The sequence below is a fragment of the Paraburkholderia sp. RL17-381-BIF-C genome (assembly GCF_046026435.1).
Taxonomy (GTDB): Bacteria; Pseudomonadota; Gammaproteobacteria; order Burkholderiales; family Burkholderiaceae; genus Paraburkholderia.
In genome coordinates this window covers 1-15,373 of sequence record NZ_JARESX010000081.1, presented here as the reverse complement: position 1 = coordinate 15,373, position 15,373 = coordinate 1, and the positions used below count along the sequence as shown (strand labels likewise).

14 protein-coding genes are annotated in these 15,373 nt (G+C 64.1%); 11 read left to right on the top strand and 3 right to left on the bottom strand.

The features are described from left to right. The first annotated feature begins 61 nt into the window (after positions 1–61). From P0D70_RS31265 to P0D70_RS31240, 6 genes are read left to right on the top strand one after another with little or no spacing between them, the layout of a single operon-like run. On the top strand, positions 62–526 hold the full coding sequence (locus tag P0D70_RS31265; RefSeq protein ID WP_408187330.1) for a chemotaxis protein CheW: 465 nt from the start codon (positions 62–64) through the stop codon (positions 524–526). Next, positions 523–1,941: a CheR family methyltransferase gene (locus tag P0D70_RS31260; protein ID WP_408187322.1), complete on the top strand. Its 1,419-nt coding sequence runs from the start codon at positions 523–525 to the stop codon at positions 1,939–1,941. The genes P0D70_RS31265 and P0D70_RS31260 overlap by 4 nt, the downstream gene beginning before the upstream one ends. Continuing rightward, entirely contained in the window at positions 1,934–2,614 is a 681-nt protein-coding gene (locus tag P0D70_RS31255; protein WP_091797650.1) for a chemotaxis protein CheW, read from the top strand. Before P0D70_RS31260 ends, P0D70_RS31255 begins: the two co-directional genes overlap by 8 nt. Beyond that, positions 2,611–5,007, top strand: a complete 2,397-nt coding sequence (locus P0D70_RS31250; RefSeq protein ID WP_408187321.1) for a hybrid sensor histidine kinase/response regulator — start codon at positions 2,611–2,613, stop codon at positions 5,005–5,007. The genes P0D70_RS31255 and P0D70_RS31250 overlap by 4 nt, the downstream gene beginning before the upstream one ends. Positions 5,008–5,024: 17 nt before the next feature. After that, the gene (locus tag P0D70_RS31245; RefSeq protein WP_091797656.1) at positions 5,025–6,041 is read left to right on the top strand and encodes a chemotaxis response regulator protein-glutamate methylesterase; all 1,017 of its coding nucleotides are present in this window, start codon (positions 5,025–5,027) and stop codon (positions 6,039–6,041) included. Positions 6,042–6,101: 60 nt separating this feature from the next. Further along, positions 6,102–7,214, top strand: a complete 1,113-nt coding sequence (locus P0D70_RS31240) for a diguanylate cyclase (RefSeq protein ID WP_408187320.1) — start codon at positions 6,102–6,104, stop codon at positions 7,212–7,214. A gap of 19 nt (positions 7,215–7,233) precedes the next feature. On the opposite strand, the gene mdeB is transcribed toward P0D70_RS31240, so the two are convergent. Next, a complete protein-coding gene (mdeB, locus tag P0D70_RS31235) occupies positions 7,234–9,975 on the bottom strand; it encodes an alpha-ketoglutarate dehydrogenase (protein WP_408187319.1) in 2,742 nt (913 codons plus the stop codon). Positions 9,976–10,127: 152 nt separating this feature from the next. Between mdeB and P0D70_RS31230 the strand changes: the two genes are divergently transcribed. Continuing rightward, positions 10,128–10,655, top strand: coding sequence for an Lrp/AsnC family transcriptional regulator (locus P0D70_RS31230; RefSeq protein ID WP_091797665.1), 528 nt, complete (start codon positions 10,128–10,130; stop codon positions 10,653–10,655). Between the two features lie 67 nt (positions 10,656–10,722). Here P0D70_RS31230 and P0D70_RS31225 read toward each other — a convergent pair whose 3' ends face one another. Continuing rightward, positions 10,723–11,535, bottom strand: coding sequence for an SDR family NAD(P)-dependent oxidoreductase (locus P0D70_RS31225; RefSeq protein WP_408187318.1), 813 nt, complete (start codon positions 11,533–11,535; stop codon positions 10,723–10,725). Between the two features lie 178 nt (positions 11,536–11,713). On the opposite strand from P0D70_RS31225, the gene P0D70_RS31220 reads away from it, so the two are divergent. Next, entirely contained in the window at positions 11,714–12,649 is a 936-nt protein-coding gene (locus P0D70_RS31220; RefSeq protein WP_091797671.1) for a GlxA family transcriptional regulator, read from the top strand. A gap of 69 nt (positions 12,650–12,718) precedes the next feature. Next, on the top strand, positions 12,719–13,144 hold the full coding sequence (locus P0D70_RS31215) for an HIT family protein (protein ID WP_408187317.1): 426 nt from the start codon (positions 12,719–12,721) through the stop codon (positions 13,142–13,144). 101 nt (positions 13,145–13,245) lie between these two features. Here the strand turns inward: P0D70_RS31215 and P0D70_RS31210 are convergent, their stop codons facing one another. Then, the gene (locus P0D70_RS31210) at positions 13,246–13,536 is read right to left on the bottom strand and encodes a hypothetical protein (protein ID WP_408187316.1); all 291 of its coding nucleotides are present in this window, start codon (positions 13,534–13,536) and stop codon (positions 13,246–13,248) included. Positions 13,537–13,709: 173 nt separating this feature from the next. On the opposite strand from P0D70_RS31210, the gene speG reads away from it, so the two are divergent. Both speG and sap1 read left to right on the top strand, forming a co-directional pair. Then, positions 13,710–14,252 carry a spermidine N1-acetyltransferase gene (gene speG / locus P0D70_RS31205; RefSeq protein ID WP_091800922.1) on the top strand — a complete coding sequence of 181 codons (543 nt, stop codon included), beginning with the start codon at positions 13,710–13,712 and terminating at the stop codon, positions 14,250–14,252. A 452-nt stretch (positions 14,253–14,704) separates the two neighbouring features. Next, complete coding sequence (gene sap1 / locus P0D70_RS31200; protein WP_091797677.1) at positions 14,705–15,043, top strand: surface attachment protein Sap1; 339 nt, start codon at positions 14,705–14,707, stop codon at positions 15,041–15,043. Positions 15,044–15,373 lie beyond the last annotated feature (330 nt).

The following is a 15,373-nucleotide window of genomic DNA, read 5'->3' as shown; positions in this document are numbered from 1 at the left end:
CGCCACGGCGCGCAGCTCGAAACCGGCCCCGCACGCCTATCCATCGCCCACGCACATGCCGATGCTCTTCGTCCTCTTCACGCTCGATAGCGAACGGTACGTGATCGACGCAACGCAGGTGGAGCGTCTCATGCCGCTCACGCCGCAGTCGCCGCCCAAGACGATACCCGGCGCGCCCTCATGGGTAGCAGGCGTACTCGATCACGAAGGCTCACCGCTGCCGCTGATCGATCTGCCGGCGCTCGCGCTCGGCCGCCCCGCAGCACAACTCATGTCCACGCGCGTGGTGCTGGTGCGCTATCCGCATGCGGGCACGACGCGTCTGCTCGCGCTGCTGCTGGAAGGCGCGACGCGCACCATTCGCCTCGACGTGGCGGCATTTCAGCATGCCGGCCTCGACATGCCGCACGCGCGCTATCTCGGCCCGGTCGCGAGCGATGCGGGCGGCCTCGTGCAGTGGATCCGCGTCGAGCATCTGCTGCCCGACCACGTCAAGGCGCTCCTGTTTCCCGAGGCGCACGCATGAACGCGCATCACGACAACGCGCCGCTTTATCGACGCTTCGCCGAACTGCTGCATCGAACCATGGGGCTCGACGCGGCATCGCTCGGTCATAGCGCGATCGAACGTGCTGTCGATCAGCGCGCCGCCGCGTGGTACGCGGAGGGTCACGCCGAAGCCACGCTCACCGACTATTGGGAAGCCGCGCAAACTTCGCCGGCCATGCTGCAATCGCTGATCGAAACGGTCGTCGTGCCGGAGACCTGGTTCTACCGCGATGCCGACGCGTTCAAGGCGCTTGCGCGGCTCGCGCATGAGCGCCTTGCCGAACGCGGCGGCGCACTGCCGCTGCGTATCCTGAGCTTGCCTTGCTCGACCGGCGAGGAGCCGTACACGATCGCGATGACGCTGCTCGATGCGGGCATCGACGCCACGCAGTTGCGTATCGACGCAATGGATATCAGCGACCGTTCGCTCGCCGTCGCGCAGCGCGCCGTGTACGGGCGCAATTCGTTTCGCGGCAATGCGTTTGCGTTCCGCGACGCGCACTTCACGCGTACCGAGGACGGCTGGCGTCTTGCGCCGCGCATCGTGGAAGCGGTGCGCTTCTCGCGCGCCAATCTGATGCAGCTCGACGCGTCGGCGCTTGGCGTCTACGACTTCGTGTTCTGCCGCAATGTCCTGATTTACTTCGATCGCGACGCGCAGCAGAAAGCGTTGCAGGCGCTCAATAGCGTGCTGGCCGAAAACGGCACGCTGTTCGTCGGCCCTGCGGAAACCGGGCTGCTGATGCGCTACGGTATGCAGTCCGCCAGGATCCCGTTGGCCTTCGCATTTCATCGCGGCGCGCCCGACGAAGCGCAGTCGAACGGCTGGCGCGCCGCGCCGCTCCCCACCGCCGCCGCGCTCGCGATGACGCCTTCACAGATGCCCGCTCTCGCGCGATCGCAAGCGTTTTCCGCGCAGCCTTTCGCGTGGCCCGGTCAGGGCGCGCGCACGCCGTTCCATGGCGCCACGCAGTTCGCGCCGCGTGACAGCATCGCGCCGCCCGTTCGCAAGCTGTCGATAGCTGCGTCGCCGGTACACAACCCACTGTTGGCGCCGGGCGCCGCGACGACCCACGCAGCAAGCAATACGTTGCAGGCCGCGCGCACGCTCGCCGACGCCGGCCGCCTCGCGCAAGCCGCTTCGGCAATCAATGCCTATCTGGAGCACCACGCTCCGCACGCCGACGCGTTTTATCTGCTCGGCGTTCTCGCCGATGCCAACGGCGATGCGAACCTCGCACGCGGACACTATCGCAAGGCGCTGTATCTCGATCCGCAGCACGCGGAAGCGCTCGCGCATCTCGCGACGTCGCTCGAACTCGAGGGCGACCGCGACGGCGCGCGCCTGTTGATGCAGCGCGCGGCGCGCGCACAGGGAGCGCAACGTGGCTGACGCGCAGACGGTGAGCTTCGACGACTGCTGGAATCGCATCGGCGTGCGCGGCGATTCGTCGTGCGAGCGTCTCGTCGAGCATGTGCGCTGCCTGAATTGCCCGGTGTTCGAAGCCGCTGCAGCCAAACTGCTGGAACGGCCGATTCCCGAGGTGGATCTCTCGCTGCATGACGCTCGCGCGCCTGCGCAAGCGCAGCACGATGTGCAAGGCGCAAGCGAATCGTTCCTCGTGTTTCGCATCGGCGACGAATGGCTGGCGCTGCCCACGCCGATCTTCAAACGCATCGTGCAGACGCGGCCGATTCACACGTTGCCGCATCGGCAGCATCGCGCGGTGCTCGGCGTGGTGAATGTGCGAGGCGAGTTGCTGGTGTGCCTGTCGCTCGCGCACCTGCTCGGTTTCGAAACGGATACCGCCGCGCGCGACGACCGTGCTCGCCACGATCTGCCGCGTTTGCTGGTGGTTTCGCGCGCGGAAGAACACGCGGTGTTCCCCGTCGACCAGGTCGACGGCGTGCACCGCATCGCCGCGGCCAGTTTTTGCCCGCCGCCCGCCACGCTCTCGCAAGCGGCCGCCGCGCATACGCGCGCCGTCGCACCGTGGCGCGGCATGAGCGTTGGCCTGCTAGACGCCGACGCGCTCTTCGACACCTTGAACCGGAGTCTCGGATGACCGACGAGCCGCGCCGCCCGTCGCTAATCGATCTGTTCCGCGAAGAAGCGCGGACACAGGCGCGCGTACTGAACGACGGACTGCTCACGCTCGATCGCGCGCCGCGCGATGCCGCCGCGCTCGAGGCCTGCATGCGCGCCGCGCATTCGTTGAAGGGTGCGGCGCGCATTGTCGGCGTGCAGGTCGGCGTCGAACTCGCGCACGCCATGGAGGATTGCTTCGTTGCCGCGCAGGAAGGGCGCGCGTTGCTCGACCCGGCCTGGATCGACGAGTTGCTGCGCGGCGTGGATATCGTCGCGCGTATCGGCAATGACGAGGACGAATCGGCGCGCGATGCGGTGGGTGCGTGCGTGGCCTCGTTGCAGGCGCGTATGGTTGACGTGTTGCCGCACGGGGCCGTAATACGGCGCGATGTGACTCCGCCTGCCGCAGTGGTGTCCGAACCCGCGCCGAGCGCAGCCGCAGCATCGCCCACGCCTGCTGTCAGCTCAAGCGCGGACCCACGCCCTGACCCCGACGCCGCGTTCAACCTGATAGCCGACGCGTTGCGCGCCGAGGCCACGCAGCAGAATGCGCCAGACGCCGCATCCGCAAAACCGTCCGCATCGAACAGCGCGAACAGCGCCAGCAACATCACGGCCGAATCCGGCCGCATGCTGCGCGTGCGCGCCGACAACCTCGACCGCCTGCTGTCGTTGTCCGGCGAATCGCTAGTCGAATCGCGCTGGCTGAAACCCTTCGCGCAATCCATGCTGCGCGTCAAACGCGTCCAACGCGACAGCACCCGCGCGCTGGATCAACTGCACGAAACGCTCGCCGATCTGAAGCTCGATCCGCGCGTCCAGGCCGCGCTCGAAGAAGTGCGCCGCCTCACCGCCGAATCGCAGCATCTGCTGGCCGAGCGTCTCGCCGATCTGGAGAGCTTCGACCGTCGCTCGACGCATCTGTCGCAACAGCTCTACGACGCCGCTTTGCAATGCCGCATGCGTCCATTCGGCGACGGCACGAGCGGCCTCGCGCGGATGGTGCGCGACGTCGCGCGTTCGCTCGGCAAGAAGGTGCGCTGGCAGTTGGTCGGCGAATCCACCCAGGTGGACCGCGACATTCTCGATCTGCTCGAAGCGCCGCTCGGCCATATGCTGCGCAACGCGCTCGACCACGGCATCGAAGCGCCCGCCGTGCGTCTCGCACGCGGCAAGCCGGAGGAAGGCACGCTCACACTCGACGCGCGTCACACGGCCGGCGCGCTGCTCATCACCGTTTCCGACGACGGCGCGGGCATCGATCTCGACGCGCTGCGTGCTTCGATCGTGCGCAAGAAGCTCGCGAGCGAGGAAACGGCCACGCGCCTGTCCGAAGCCGAGTTGCTCGAATTCCTGTTCCTGCCGGGGTTCTCGCTGCGCGATCAGGTGACCGACGTCTCGGGCCGCGGCGTCGGACTCGACGCGGTGCACGACGTCGTCAAACGTGTGCGCGGCACGGTGCGGATCACGCATGAGGCCGGTCTCGGCACGCGCGTGCAATTGCAGTTGCCGTTGACGCTTTCGGTGATCCGCAGTCTGCTGATCGAAGTCGCGGGCGAGCCGTACGCGGTGCCGCTCGCGCATGTGAACCGCACGCTGCACGTGAGCCGCGCCGAGATCGAATTGCTCGAAGGGCATCAGCACATCGCTTTTTCCGGCCGGCGTATCGGCGTCGTCACCGCGCATCAGATTCTCGACACCGCGCCGCCCGCGGACGAAAGCGACGCCGTCAGCATGATCGTGATCGGCGACGGCCCGCAAACCTACGGCGTGGTGGTCGACCGCTTTCTTGGCGAGCGGATGCTGGTGGTGCAGCCGCTCGATCCGCGCCTCGGCAAGATTCGCAACATCACCGCCGGCGCGTTGATGGAGAACGGCGATCCGGTCCTGATCGCCGATGTCGACGACTGGCTGCGCTCCGTCGAACGGCTCGTGGCGGGCGGTGATCTCCGGCATACGCAGCACGGCGTCGCGCACGCGGCTCAGCGTACCAGCCGTCGCGTGCTGGTGGTCGACGATTCGCTGACCGTGCGCGAGCTCGAACGCAAGCTGCTCGCCATGCGCGGTTACGACGTGACGATCGCCGTGGATGGCATGGACGGCTGGAACGCGGTACGCGGCGAGCGCTTCGACCTCGTGATCACCGACATCGACATGCCGCGTATGGACGGCATCGAACTGGTCACGCTGATCAAGCGCGATCCGCAGTTGCAGTCACTGCCGGTGATGATCGTCTCGTACAAAGATCGCGAAGAGGACCGCCGCGCCGGGCTGGATGCGGGCGCGGACTACTATCTGGCGAAAGGCAGTTTTCATGACGAAGCACTGCTCGATGCGGTGCGTGATCTGATCGGCGAAGCTTACGGTTAAACCTACGGGCAAAACGGATGAAAATCGGAATCGTCAACGACATGCCGCTCGCCGTCGAGGCGCTGCGTCGCGCACTCGCGGCACGCCACGACTACGAGGTGCTGTGGATCGCGCAGGACGGCCAGCAGGCGGTCGATTTCTGCACGGCGCAGCGGCCCGACATCGTGCTGATGGATCTGGTGATGCCGAACGTCGACGGCATCGAGGCCACGCGCCGCATCATGGCGCGCGCACCCTGCGCGATCCTGATCGTCACCGTCGACGTGGGCGCGAACGCATGGCGCGTCTATGAAGCGATGGGCGCGGGCGCGCTCGACGCGGTCGATACGCCGTCGCTGAGCGGTCCCGATGCGCACAAGAGCATCGCCACGCTGATCGCGAAAATCGACCGTATCGCGGCGCTCGTCAAGGAACGCAACGCACCCGGCGCAGCCGCCGCGACAACGCCCGCCTGCGCGACGAACCGTGACACGCCGCTGGTGGCGATCGGCGCGTCGGCGGGCGGACCCGCTGCGCTGGCCACGCTGCTCGCCGGCCTGCCCAAGGATTTTGCGGCGGCCGTCGTGATCGTGCAGCACGTCGACGCGGCCTTCGCCGCCGGCATGGCGGACTGGCTGAATCAGCAATCGGCGCTGCCGGTGCGAATCGCCAGTGAAGGCGACCGGCCGCAAGCGGGCGTCGTGCTGCTCGCCGCCACCGACGATCATCTGCATCTGAAACTGCCCAACGTGCTCGGCTACACGCGCGTCCCGGAAGAGACGCCGTATCGCCCTTCCGTCGACGTGTTTTTTCACAGCGTGGTGGCCCGCTGGCCGGCGCGCGCCATCGGCGTGCTGCTGACCGGCATGGGCCGCGACGGCGCGATCGGACTCAAGGCGATGCGCACCAAGGGCTATCACACGATCGCGCAGGACGAGGCGACCAGCGCCGTGTACGGCATGCCGAAAGCGGCCGCGGCGCTCGACGCCGCCGCCGCGATCCTGCCCTTGCCGCGCATCGCCGCCGCGCTCGCGACGGCGGTCAGCTCCCGCTAGCCGCGTACTCGCCGCCTATGACCCGCTTTGATTCACTGACATCTTTTCTGGCTGAACGACATGGACACTCCTGAACCGCATCAGAACGCCGCCGCGCGGGATCTCGCGCAAGTCGACGCGAACGCGCAGACGCTGGACGCGGTGGACGCGGCCAATCTCGCCGTCGACGATGCGCTCGCGCGCATTCTCGGCAATCCGCCCGCGGCCGAGTGTCCGATCATGGTGTTGCTGGTCGACGACCAGGCGATCATCGCCGAAGCGGTGCGTCAGGCGCTGGCGGACGAAGCGAGCGTGGACTTCCACTACTGCGCCTCGCCTGACGACGCGCTGCGCTGCGCCGCCGAAACGCGCGCGACGGTGATCCTTCAGGACCTGGTGATGCCGGGCACGGACGGACTCACGCTCGTGCGCCAATACCGGCAGAATCCGGCGACCCGCGACATTCCGATCATCGTGTTGTCGACCAAGGAAGAGCCGCTCGTCAAGAGCGCCGCCTTTGCGGCAGGGGCCAACGACTATCTGGTGAAACTGCCGGATCGCATCGAGCTGATTGCGCGCATCCGCTATCACTCGCGCTCGTATCTGAATCTGCTACAACGCGACGAGGCCTATCAGGCGCTGCGTCAATCGCAGCAACAATTGCTCGCGACCAATCTGGAATTGCAGCGCCTCACGCATTCGGACGGCCTGACGGGTCTGTCGAATCGGCGCTACCTCGATCAATATCTGGCGGCCGAATGGCGTCGCGGCACACGCGACAAGACCGGCCTCGGCTTCCTGATGATCGATGTGGATAACTTCAAGGCGTACAACGACACCTACGGCCACGTCGCTGGCGACGAAGTGCTCAAGCGCGTCGCGCACACTGTCGAATCATGCCTCGGCCGCTCGCCCGATCTCGCGGCGCGCTTCGGTGGTGAAGAGTTCGCCGTGGTGGTGCCGGGCACGTCGGCCGGTGGCTTGCGTCTGCTTGCGGAAAAAATCCGCATCGCAATCGAAGATCTGGCGATTCCGCATTCGGGCTCCGCAGCCGGCGTGGTGACGATCAGCATCGGCGCGGCGACGCTCGTGCCGTCGCTCGCCGAGCCGGTGACGAAGCTGATCGAAGCCGCCGACATCGGCCTCTATCGCGCGAAACGGGACGGCAAGAACCAGGTCGCGGTGAGCGACTGATCGTCCGCGAGGCGCGTTCCTAGCATTGCCAGGACGCCGCGCCGGCCGCTGCGTCGCCGAGATACTTGCGACGCGCTTCGGCAAGCCGGCTCGCGTCGATCGTGCCCTCGTCCGCCAGGGCTTTCAGTGCGGCGATCACGATCGACTTGCGGTCCACTTCGAAGAACTCGCGCAACGCCTGGCGCGTGTCGCTGCGGCCGAAGCCGTCGGTGCCGAGCGTCACGTAGCGGCGCGGCACATACGCGCGGATCAGCTCCGGCACGGCGCGAACGTAGTCGGTCGCGGCAATGATCGGGCCTTGCGACGCTTCAAGCGCTTGCGTGACATACGGCGCGCCGGTCGCTTCACCAAGACGTGCGAGCCGTTCCGCCGCCATGCCGTCGCGCTGCAACTCGGTGAAGCTCGTCACGCTCCACACGGCGGCGTCGATCTGCCAATCGTCCTTCAACATCTGCTGAGCCGCGATCACTTCACCGAGAATCGCACCGGCGCCGAGCAATTGCACCGTGGCTTGCGTGCCCTCCTGCGCTGGCGCGGCAAGCGGATAAATACCCTTGAGAATCCCTTCGCGCAGCGCCTGCAAGTTGCCGCCCGGCACCGAAGGCTGAGCGTAGTTCTCGTTCATCACCGTGACGTAATAAAACACGTCACGTTGCACGTCGAGCATCTCATGCATGCCCTCGTCCACGATCGCGGCAACCTCGTACGCGAACGCGGGGTCGTACGCGCGGCAATTCGGAATCGTCGATGCCGCCAGATGGCTCGTGCCGTCCTGATGCTGCAAGCCTTCGCCGCCGAGCGTCGTCTTGCCGGACGTCGCGCCGATCAGGAAACCGCGCGCACGCTGGTCCGCCGCCGCCCAGATCAGGTCGCCGATCCGCTGGAAACCGAACATCGAGTAGTAGATGTAGAACGGCAGCATCGGTACATCGTGCACGCTGTACGAGGTCGCCGCCGCGATCCATGACGACACCGCGCCCGCTTCCGAAATGCCCTCTTCGAGAATCTGGCCTTTCGTGTCCTCGCGGTAGTACAGCATCGAGCCGAGGTCTTCCGGCTCGTACAACTGCCCGAGCGGCGAATAGATGCCGACCTGGCGGAACATGTTCGCCATGCCGAAGGTGCGTGCCTCGTCGGCGACAATCGGCACCACGCGCGGGCCGACTTCCGCGTCCTTGAGCAGCGCGGTCAACATGCGAACCAGCGCCATGGTGGTGGACATGTCGCGGCCATTGGAGTCCAGCGCGAATTGCCCCCAGGAGGACACCGGCGGGACGATCAGCCCCTTCGATGCGACTCGCCGCCTTCTGGGCAGATAGCCTCCCAAGGCAGCCCGGCGCGCATGCAGGTATTGCATTTCCGGACTGTCTTCCGCTGGTTTGTAAAACTTCACCTGTTCGACGTCCTCGTCCGTGAGCGGCAGGCGAAAGCGGTCGCGAAACGCCTTGAGGTCGTCGAAGTCGAGCTTCTTCTGCTGATGCGTGGTCATGCGGCCCTGGGCCGAGGTGCCCATGCCGAAGCCTTTCATCGTCTTCGCGAGAATGACCGTCGGCTGGCCCTGGTGCGCCAGCGCCTTCGCGTAGGCCGCGTGCAGTTTGCGCACGTCGTGGCCGCCGCGGCGCAGGCGGTCGATGTCGTCGTCGCTCAGTTGCGCGGCGAGCGCGGCAAGCTCCGGGTTCTGACCGAAGAAGCGTTCGCGGTTGTACGCGCCGTCGTTCGCGGAGAAGGTCTGGAACTGGCCGTCGACGGTATGCGCAAAGGCGCGCAGCAATGCGCCGGTGCGGTCGCGCGAGAACAGCGCGTCCCAATCCGAGCCCCAGATCACCTTGATCACATTCCAGCCTGCGCCAATGAATTGTGCTTCCAGTTCGTCGATGATGCGGCCGTTGCTGCGCACCGGACCGTCGAGGCGCTGCAGATTGCAGTTGATCACGAACAGGAGGTTGTCGAGCCCCTCGCGCGCGGCCAGCGACAGCGCGGCGGTCGACTCCGGCTCGTCCATCTCGCCGTCGCCGAAAAATCCCCACACCTTGCGGCCTTCCGTTTGCACGAGGCCGCGATTGGCGAGATACCGCATGAAACGCGCTTGATAAATTGCATTGATCGGCCCGATGCCCATGGAGCCCGTGGGGAACTGCCAGAAATCCGGCATCAGCCACGGGTGCGGATACGAGCACAAGCCCGGGCCGCCGATCTCGCGCCGGTAGTGCTGCAGGTTCTCCTCGGAGAGGAAACCTTCGAGAAAAGCCCGCGCGTAGACACCCGGCGACGAATGCGGCTGGAAGTAGATCAGGTCGCCCGTGCCCGCCTCGCCGCCCGGCGCGGCGGCGCGGAAGAAATGGTTGAACCCTACCTCGAACAGATCCGCCGCCGACGCATAACTCGCAATATGTCCGCCGAGTTCGCCGTAAGCCTTGTTCGCGCGCACCACCATCGCGAGCGCATTCCAGCGCAGCGCGGCGGCGAGCCGCTCCTCGAGTTCGAGATTGCCGGGATAACGCGGTTGTTGCTCGAACGGGATGGTGTTCTGATACGGCGTCACGTTCGTGCGCGCCGATTCCACGCCAAGCGTCAGCGCATGGCTCGCGAGCTTGTCGAACAGAAACTGCGCGCGCTCGCGGCCGACATGCGCGACCACGCCGTCGAGCGCCGCCAGCCATTCGGCGGTTTCCTGCGGATCAGGATCGGCCTGCTCCCTGGTGTGCGCATGCTCTGTGTTCAAAAACCGCACTTGCTTGCTACCGCTGGACAAATCCGTCATGGCACCACTCCCGCATCGCCGCGTTCAGATCAAGATCGAATGAGTCAATGGTAACCACGTGCCTGCAAAATGAGCGTCTCATTTGCTTGTGTTGGCGCGCTGCGATAGGCTATTTGTTCCGGAATTTCCTCACGACACGGAATATTTCATCTATGGCCACGCCACCCAGGCGGCTCGACCGCATCGACATCGGCATCCTGAGCCAGTTGCAGCAAAACGCGCGCATCACCAATTCGGATCTGGCGCGTTCGGTGAACCTGTCGGCCACGCCGTGCTTCAACCGCGTGCGGGCGCTCGAGAAGCTGGGCCTGTTCAAGCAGCAAGTCACGCTGCTGAACCCGGAGCCGCTCGGGCTGCGCATCAACGTGTTCATTCAGGTGAGTCTGGAGAAGCAGGTGGAAGACGCGTTGCAGCGCTTCGAACAGGCGATTTCGGAGCGGCCCGAAGTGATGGAGTGCTATCTGATGACGGGCGACGCCGACTATCTGCTGCGCGTGGTCATGCCGGATATGCAGACGCTGGAGCGTTTTATCGTCGATCATCTGACGAAGATTCCGGGCATCTCCAATATCCGCTCGAGCTTCGCGCTCAAGCAGGTGCGCTACAAGACGGCGCTGCCGCTGCCGTCGTCGGGATTGACGCTGGTCGATCCCGACGACGTGTCGACGGACTGGCGTTAAGGGCGCGCCACGGGCGTGCCTTTGTCTGCCCTTTTTCTGATTTGCCGCTAGTGCGCTTATCGGCGCTTTATGCCGTTGCCGCAACACGCTTATAACGAGCGGCCGGCAGTTTGTGCGACAGGTTCGGCTGCAAGTGCTGGCGCGCGTTGTTGAAGCGCTCCCAGTCGGCGGCGTCGGGCAATGACGGGATCGTCACCAGTTCGCCTTGGTCGAGGCCGGCGAGCGCGGCGTCCACCATGTCCTCGGCGGTCATCACGATCTGCGACGGCAGATGCTCGACCGGCAGACCCGCACGGTCCCAGAATGCCGTGCTGGTCGCACCCGGCAGCACCGCTTGCAACTGCACGCCCTTGTCGCCCACTTCGTGGTGCAGCGACTGCGTCAGGTTGAGCACATAGGCCTTGGTGCCGCTATACGTGCCGTTCAACAGTTCCGGCGAGAGCGCGACGATCGACGAAATATTGATCACGATGCCGTTACCCCGCGCCACGAAACCGGGCACGACGGCCGCCGTCAGACGCGTGAGCGCCGTCACGTTCAGATCGATCATCGTTTCGAGCGCATCCACGTCCGAGTCGATCAGCGAGGCGGTTGCGCCGACACCCGCGTTGTTGACCAGCATCGTGATCCCTGCGTCCGCACGCAGCCGTTCTTCAATGCGGCGCACATCGGCTTTGACGGTGAGGTCCGCCGTGATCGTGTCTACGTGGCGGCCGGTCTCGGTCGTCAGACGTCCCGCCAGAGCGTCCAGCCGCGCTGCGTCGCGCGCCACGAGAATCAGGTCGTAGCCGCGCCGCGCGAGGCGGTCCGCATACACCGCGCCGATACCCGACGATGCGCCCGTCACCAATGCCGTGCCTTTGCCTGTTTGCGTTGCCATGTGTATCTCTCCTTGCGGGCGCGGCGCGTTGCGCCTCTGCCCTGTCCGATGAATGGGAAAAACCTGGAAACCTCCGCCGCTGCGCTGTTTCGCGTTGCATTGCGGTGTTGACGAGGCAAGTGTAGGCGCGTACTCTTTTGTCTCAAATGTCGTATTTACCTCGTTTTAGGACATTGCAATGAGACACGTCGGCGTGGTGGTTTTTCCCGGCTTTCAGATCCTCGACATGGTGGCGGTCGCAGTGTTTGAACTGGCGAACCTGGAGGCCGGCCAGCCTGAGTACGACGTGGAGATCATTTCCGAGCATGGCGGCATGGTGCGCAGTTCGGCCGGCGTCGAGATCGCCACCCGGCCGTTCGGCGATCCGGCTTACGACACCGTGGTGGTCACCGGCGCGATGCAGATCGCGCCGTCGTCGCCGGGATTGCTGGCGTTCCTGAACGACGCGCTGGTCGCCTCCCGGCGTACCGCCAGCATTTGCACCGGCGCGTTCGTACTGGCCGAGGCCGGGATTCTGGACGGCCGCCACGCCACGACCCACTGGATTCACGCCCGCAATCTGCAACAGCGCTTTCCACAAGCGCGCGTGGATGAGGACCGCATCTTTATCGTCGACGGCTCGGTGTGGACATCGGCCGGCATGACCGCATGCATCGATTTATGTCTGGCGCTCGTTGAAAACGATCTCGGCGTCGAAGTCTCCCGCGCCATCGCCAAGAAGCTCGTGGTTTATCACCGCCGCACCGGCGGCCAGTCACAGTTCTCGGCCATGCTGGACCTCGAGCCGAAATCCGATCGCATCCAGAACGCGCTCTCGTACGCCAAAAGCCATCTGCGCGAGCCATTGACGGTCGAGCAACTCGCCGACGTCGCGCACCTGAGCCCCCGTCAGTTCAGCCGCGCGTTTCGCGACGAAACCCGCCAATCGCCAGCCAAAGCTATCGAGTCATTGCGCGTCGAAGCCGCGCGCGCCATGCTGGAAGCGGGCCGCCATTCCATGGAGGCGGTGGCCGCGGAAACCGGCTTTGTCGATACCGAACGGATGCGGCGTGCGTTTCTACGGGCGTACGGCCAGCCGCCGCAGGCCATCAAGCGTGCAGCGCGCGTCATGTAACACAGGTAATGGACAATATCGCCAACCGCAGCAACACCCGATATGACCTTCCACCATGAGAGGAACGCGATGACCTACGACAACAGCAATCCCTTCGCGAGGATTCTGCGCGGCGAACTACCCTGCATCAAAGTGGCCGAAACCGATGCCGCCCTCGCCTTCATGGACCTGATGCCGCAAGCCGACGGCCATCTGCTGGTGGTGCCCAAGGAAGCCGTGGCGGAGATTTTCGAGTTGTCGGATGCTTCGACGGTGGCATGCATACGCATGACGCAGAAGCTCGCGATCGCGGTGCGCGCGGCCTTGCGGCCGGATGGTGTGTTCATTGGGCAATTCAACGGCGCCGCCGCGGGACAAACGGTGGCGCATGTGCATTTTCACGTGATTCCGCGCTGGGAAGGCCAGCCGCTGCGCATGCACGCGCGCGACGTCGCCGATGCGGAAACGCTCGAAGCGCTTGCTAAGCGCATTCGCGCGCATTGGCGTGCCGACTAACGGGTGAGTGAGTGACGCGCGCGCTCCCGCGCGCCGAAACGGCTGCGAAAATTCGCGGTATTCAATCTCAGACGGGTCAATTGGCGAGCCAACGCGGCGCGTTAAAGCCGATGCCGCGAACGGCGCAGCGGATGCCGCCAGTCGATGCGGCGCGGTTTCAGGTGCGCGGGTCGCATCTCGTGCAGATGCCGGTGTTCCTGCCACAATTCGTCGGAGAAAAGAAACGCGACGATGAGCAGCGGAATGACCAGAAAGACGCCCAATATCAAGTGCTCGATCACGGTGGCCTCCGATCGCGGGAGCATGATTTCATTGTAGAGCACCGCGCGTACCCATACCGTGCCGCGCCTCTCACAATTGCGCGAGCGCGCCCATTCGCGAGCCTGCGGCAATGCGACGCCCTCACCTCGCCAAACCCGCATGCCGCCTCGCGCGTTGCAAAAAGGTGGCACAGGAGTGCAAGAGGTTGCAAGAACTCCCCGCATCAAGACCTGACTAACTAAAAAGCGCTCGATCCGGTATGGCACGCGCGCACTCAAACCAACAAGTTCTCAAGGGGAATCCAATGACTACCGAACGTAGCAGCGAACTCACGTTGCGCCCGCTCGAACGTACCGATCTTCGCTTCGTCCATGAAGTGAACAACAACGCGAAAATCATGCGTTACTGGTTCGAGGAGCCGTACGAGACCTTCTCGGAACTGACGCAGCTTTACGACCAGCACGTGCACGACCTGCGCGAGCGCCGCTTCGTGGCGATCGACAACGAAGGGCAAACGGTCGGCGTCGTCGAGTTGATCGAGCTCGACTATATCCACCGGCGTGGCGAGTTTCAGATCATCATCGCGCCCCATGCGCAAGGCCGCGGCTATGCGACTCTGGCAACCCAACTCGCTACCGACTATGCGTTCTCAGTGCTGAACCTGCGCAAGGTTTATCTGATCGTCGACAAGTCGAATACGTCGGCCATTCACGTTTACGAGAAGTGCGGGTTCAGGCACGAGGCCGAGTTGATCGAGGAATTTTTCGGCAACGGCAGCTATCACAACGCCCTGCGCATGTGCATGTTTCAGGACGAGTTCTTCAAGATGAACCAGCAGGTCCGATGAAGTGCGACCGGCACAGCGCTGCCATCGCAGCGACTCTGCCGACACAGCTTGTCGCACCTGGCACTCTTTATCTTCTGCAAATACACCGTTATTTCGTGATTTTAATTTGGTCAGTTGAATGACTTTGTGTGCAACGCACCAACTCGCGAAATTTAATGTAGTAAATCGCTTAATTGAGGCTGCTCGTTTACGCGAATACGCGGCGCAAAGCGTTACTAGTTAAAGCGGCGCACCCTGCCCGTCTCTGAGTTATCCACGGCAATCACACCCACTTAAACCGTTGCCCAGCGACTAAGCAGCCGCAAAGCATGGTGCGACAATTCGCCACTGTTGCGACCGCACACAAGATGTGCTTGTCGTTCTCTCGCGTTCTCCTAAAGTGCAAGGTGCGGGTTCAACGTTAAAGTTAAATACATAGCTAACCTGAGTATCCACCCGCACCGGAGGAAAATATGAAAATGCGAATCGCCCTTGTTTTCGCCATTGCGGGATTGGCTGCCGCCACTGTTCAGGCGCAAGACGTCATGATCAAGCCGCAGCAAACCATCCAGTTCAAGGCCAACGCATATGGCTGCCTGTCGAAGGATAAACTCGACGCCGCCGACCAGCATGCGCAAGCCGGTGAACAGCAAAAGATGCAGGAATTTTTCTCCGGATATCAGTGTGTCTCCACACCGGAAAATTCGAGTTTCCGTGTCGTGCGCGTGGTTGGACACGACGTCGAATTCGTGAATTCGGGTAATAGCGACACGCAAGGACTTTGGGCAAACGATCGATTCATCAAGCAATAAGCTAAGCGCCGTCATTCCGGCGGAATGCCGGAATGTGATTTTGCGTGCGTCGATTCTCTGACTTTTAAAAAGCCGGAGGCGGTGAACCTGTGAGTTAAAAATCGGCTGGGCATCAAATGCCTAGCCGTTTTTATTTGTGCGCGTCCACTTCGCTTGGGAAACGGACAGAAAAAAGCCGATGCGGATTATGTCGATCCGCATCGGCAGTACGCCTTCTCGCAAAGCGCAGGAACAACCGTTGGCTCGTCGTGCGAGGAGCCGTGTCGATATCAGTGCGAGTCGCGCGGCACCGGCGCACCGCTCGATCCCACCAGGAAGTCCAGATCCGCG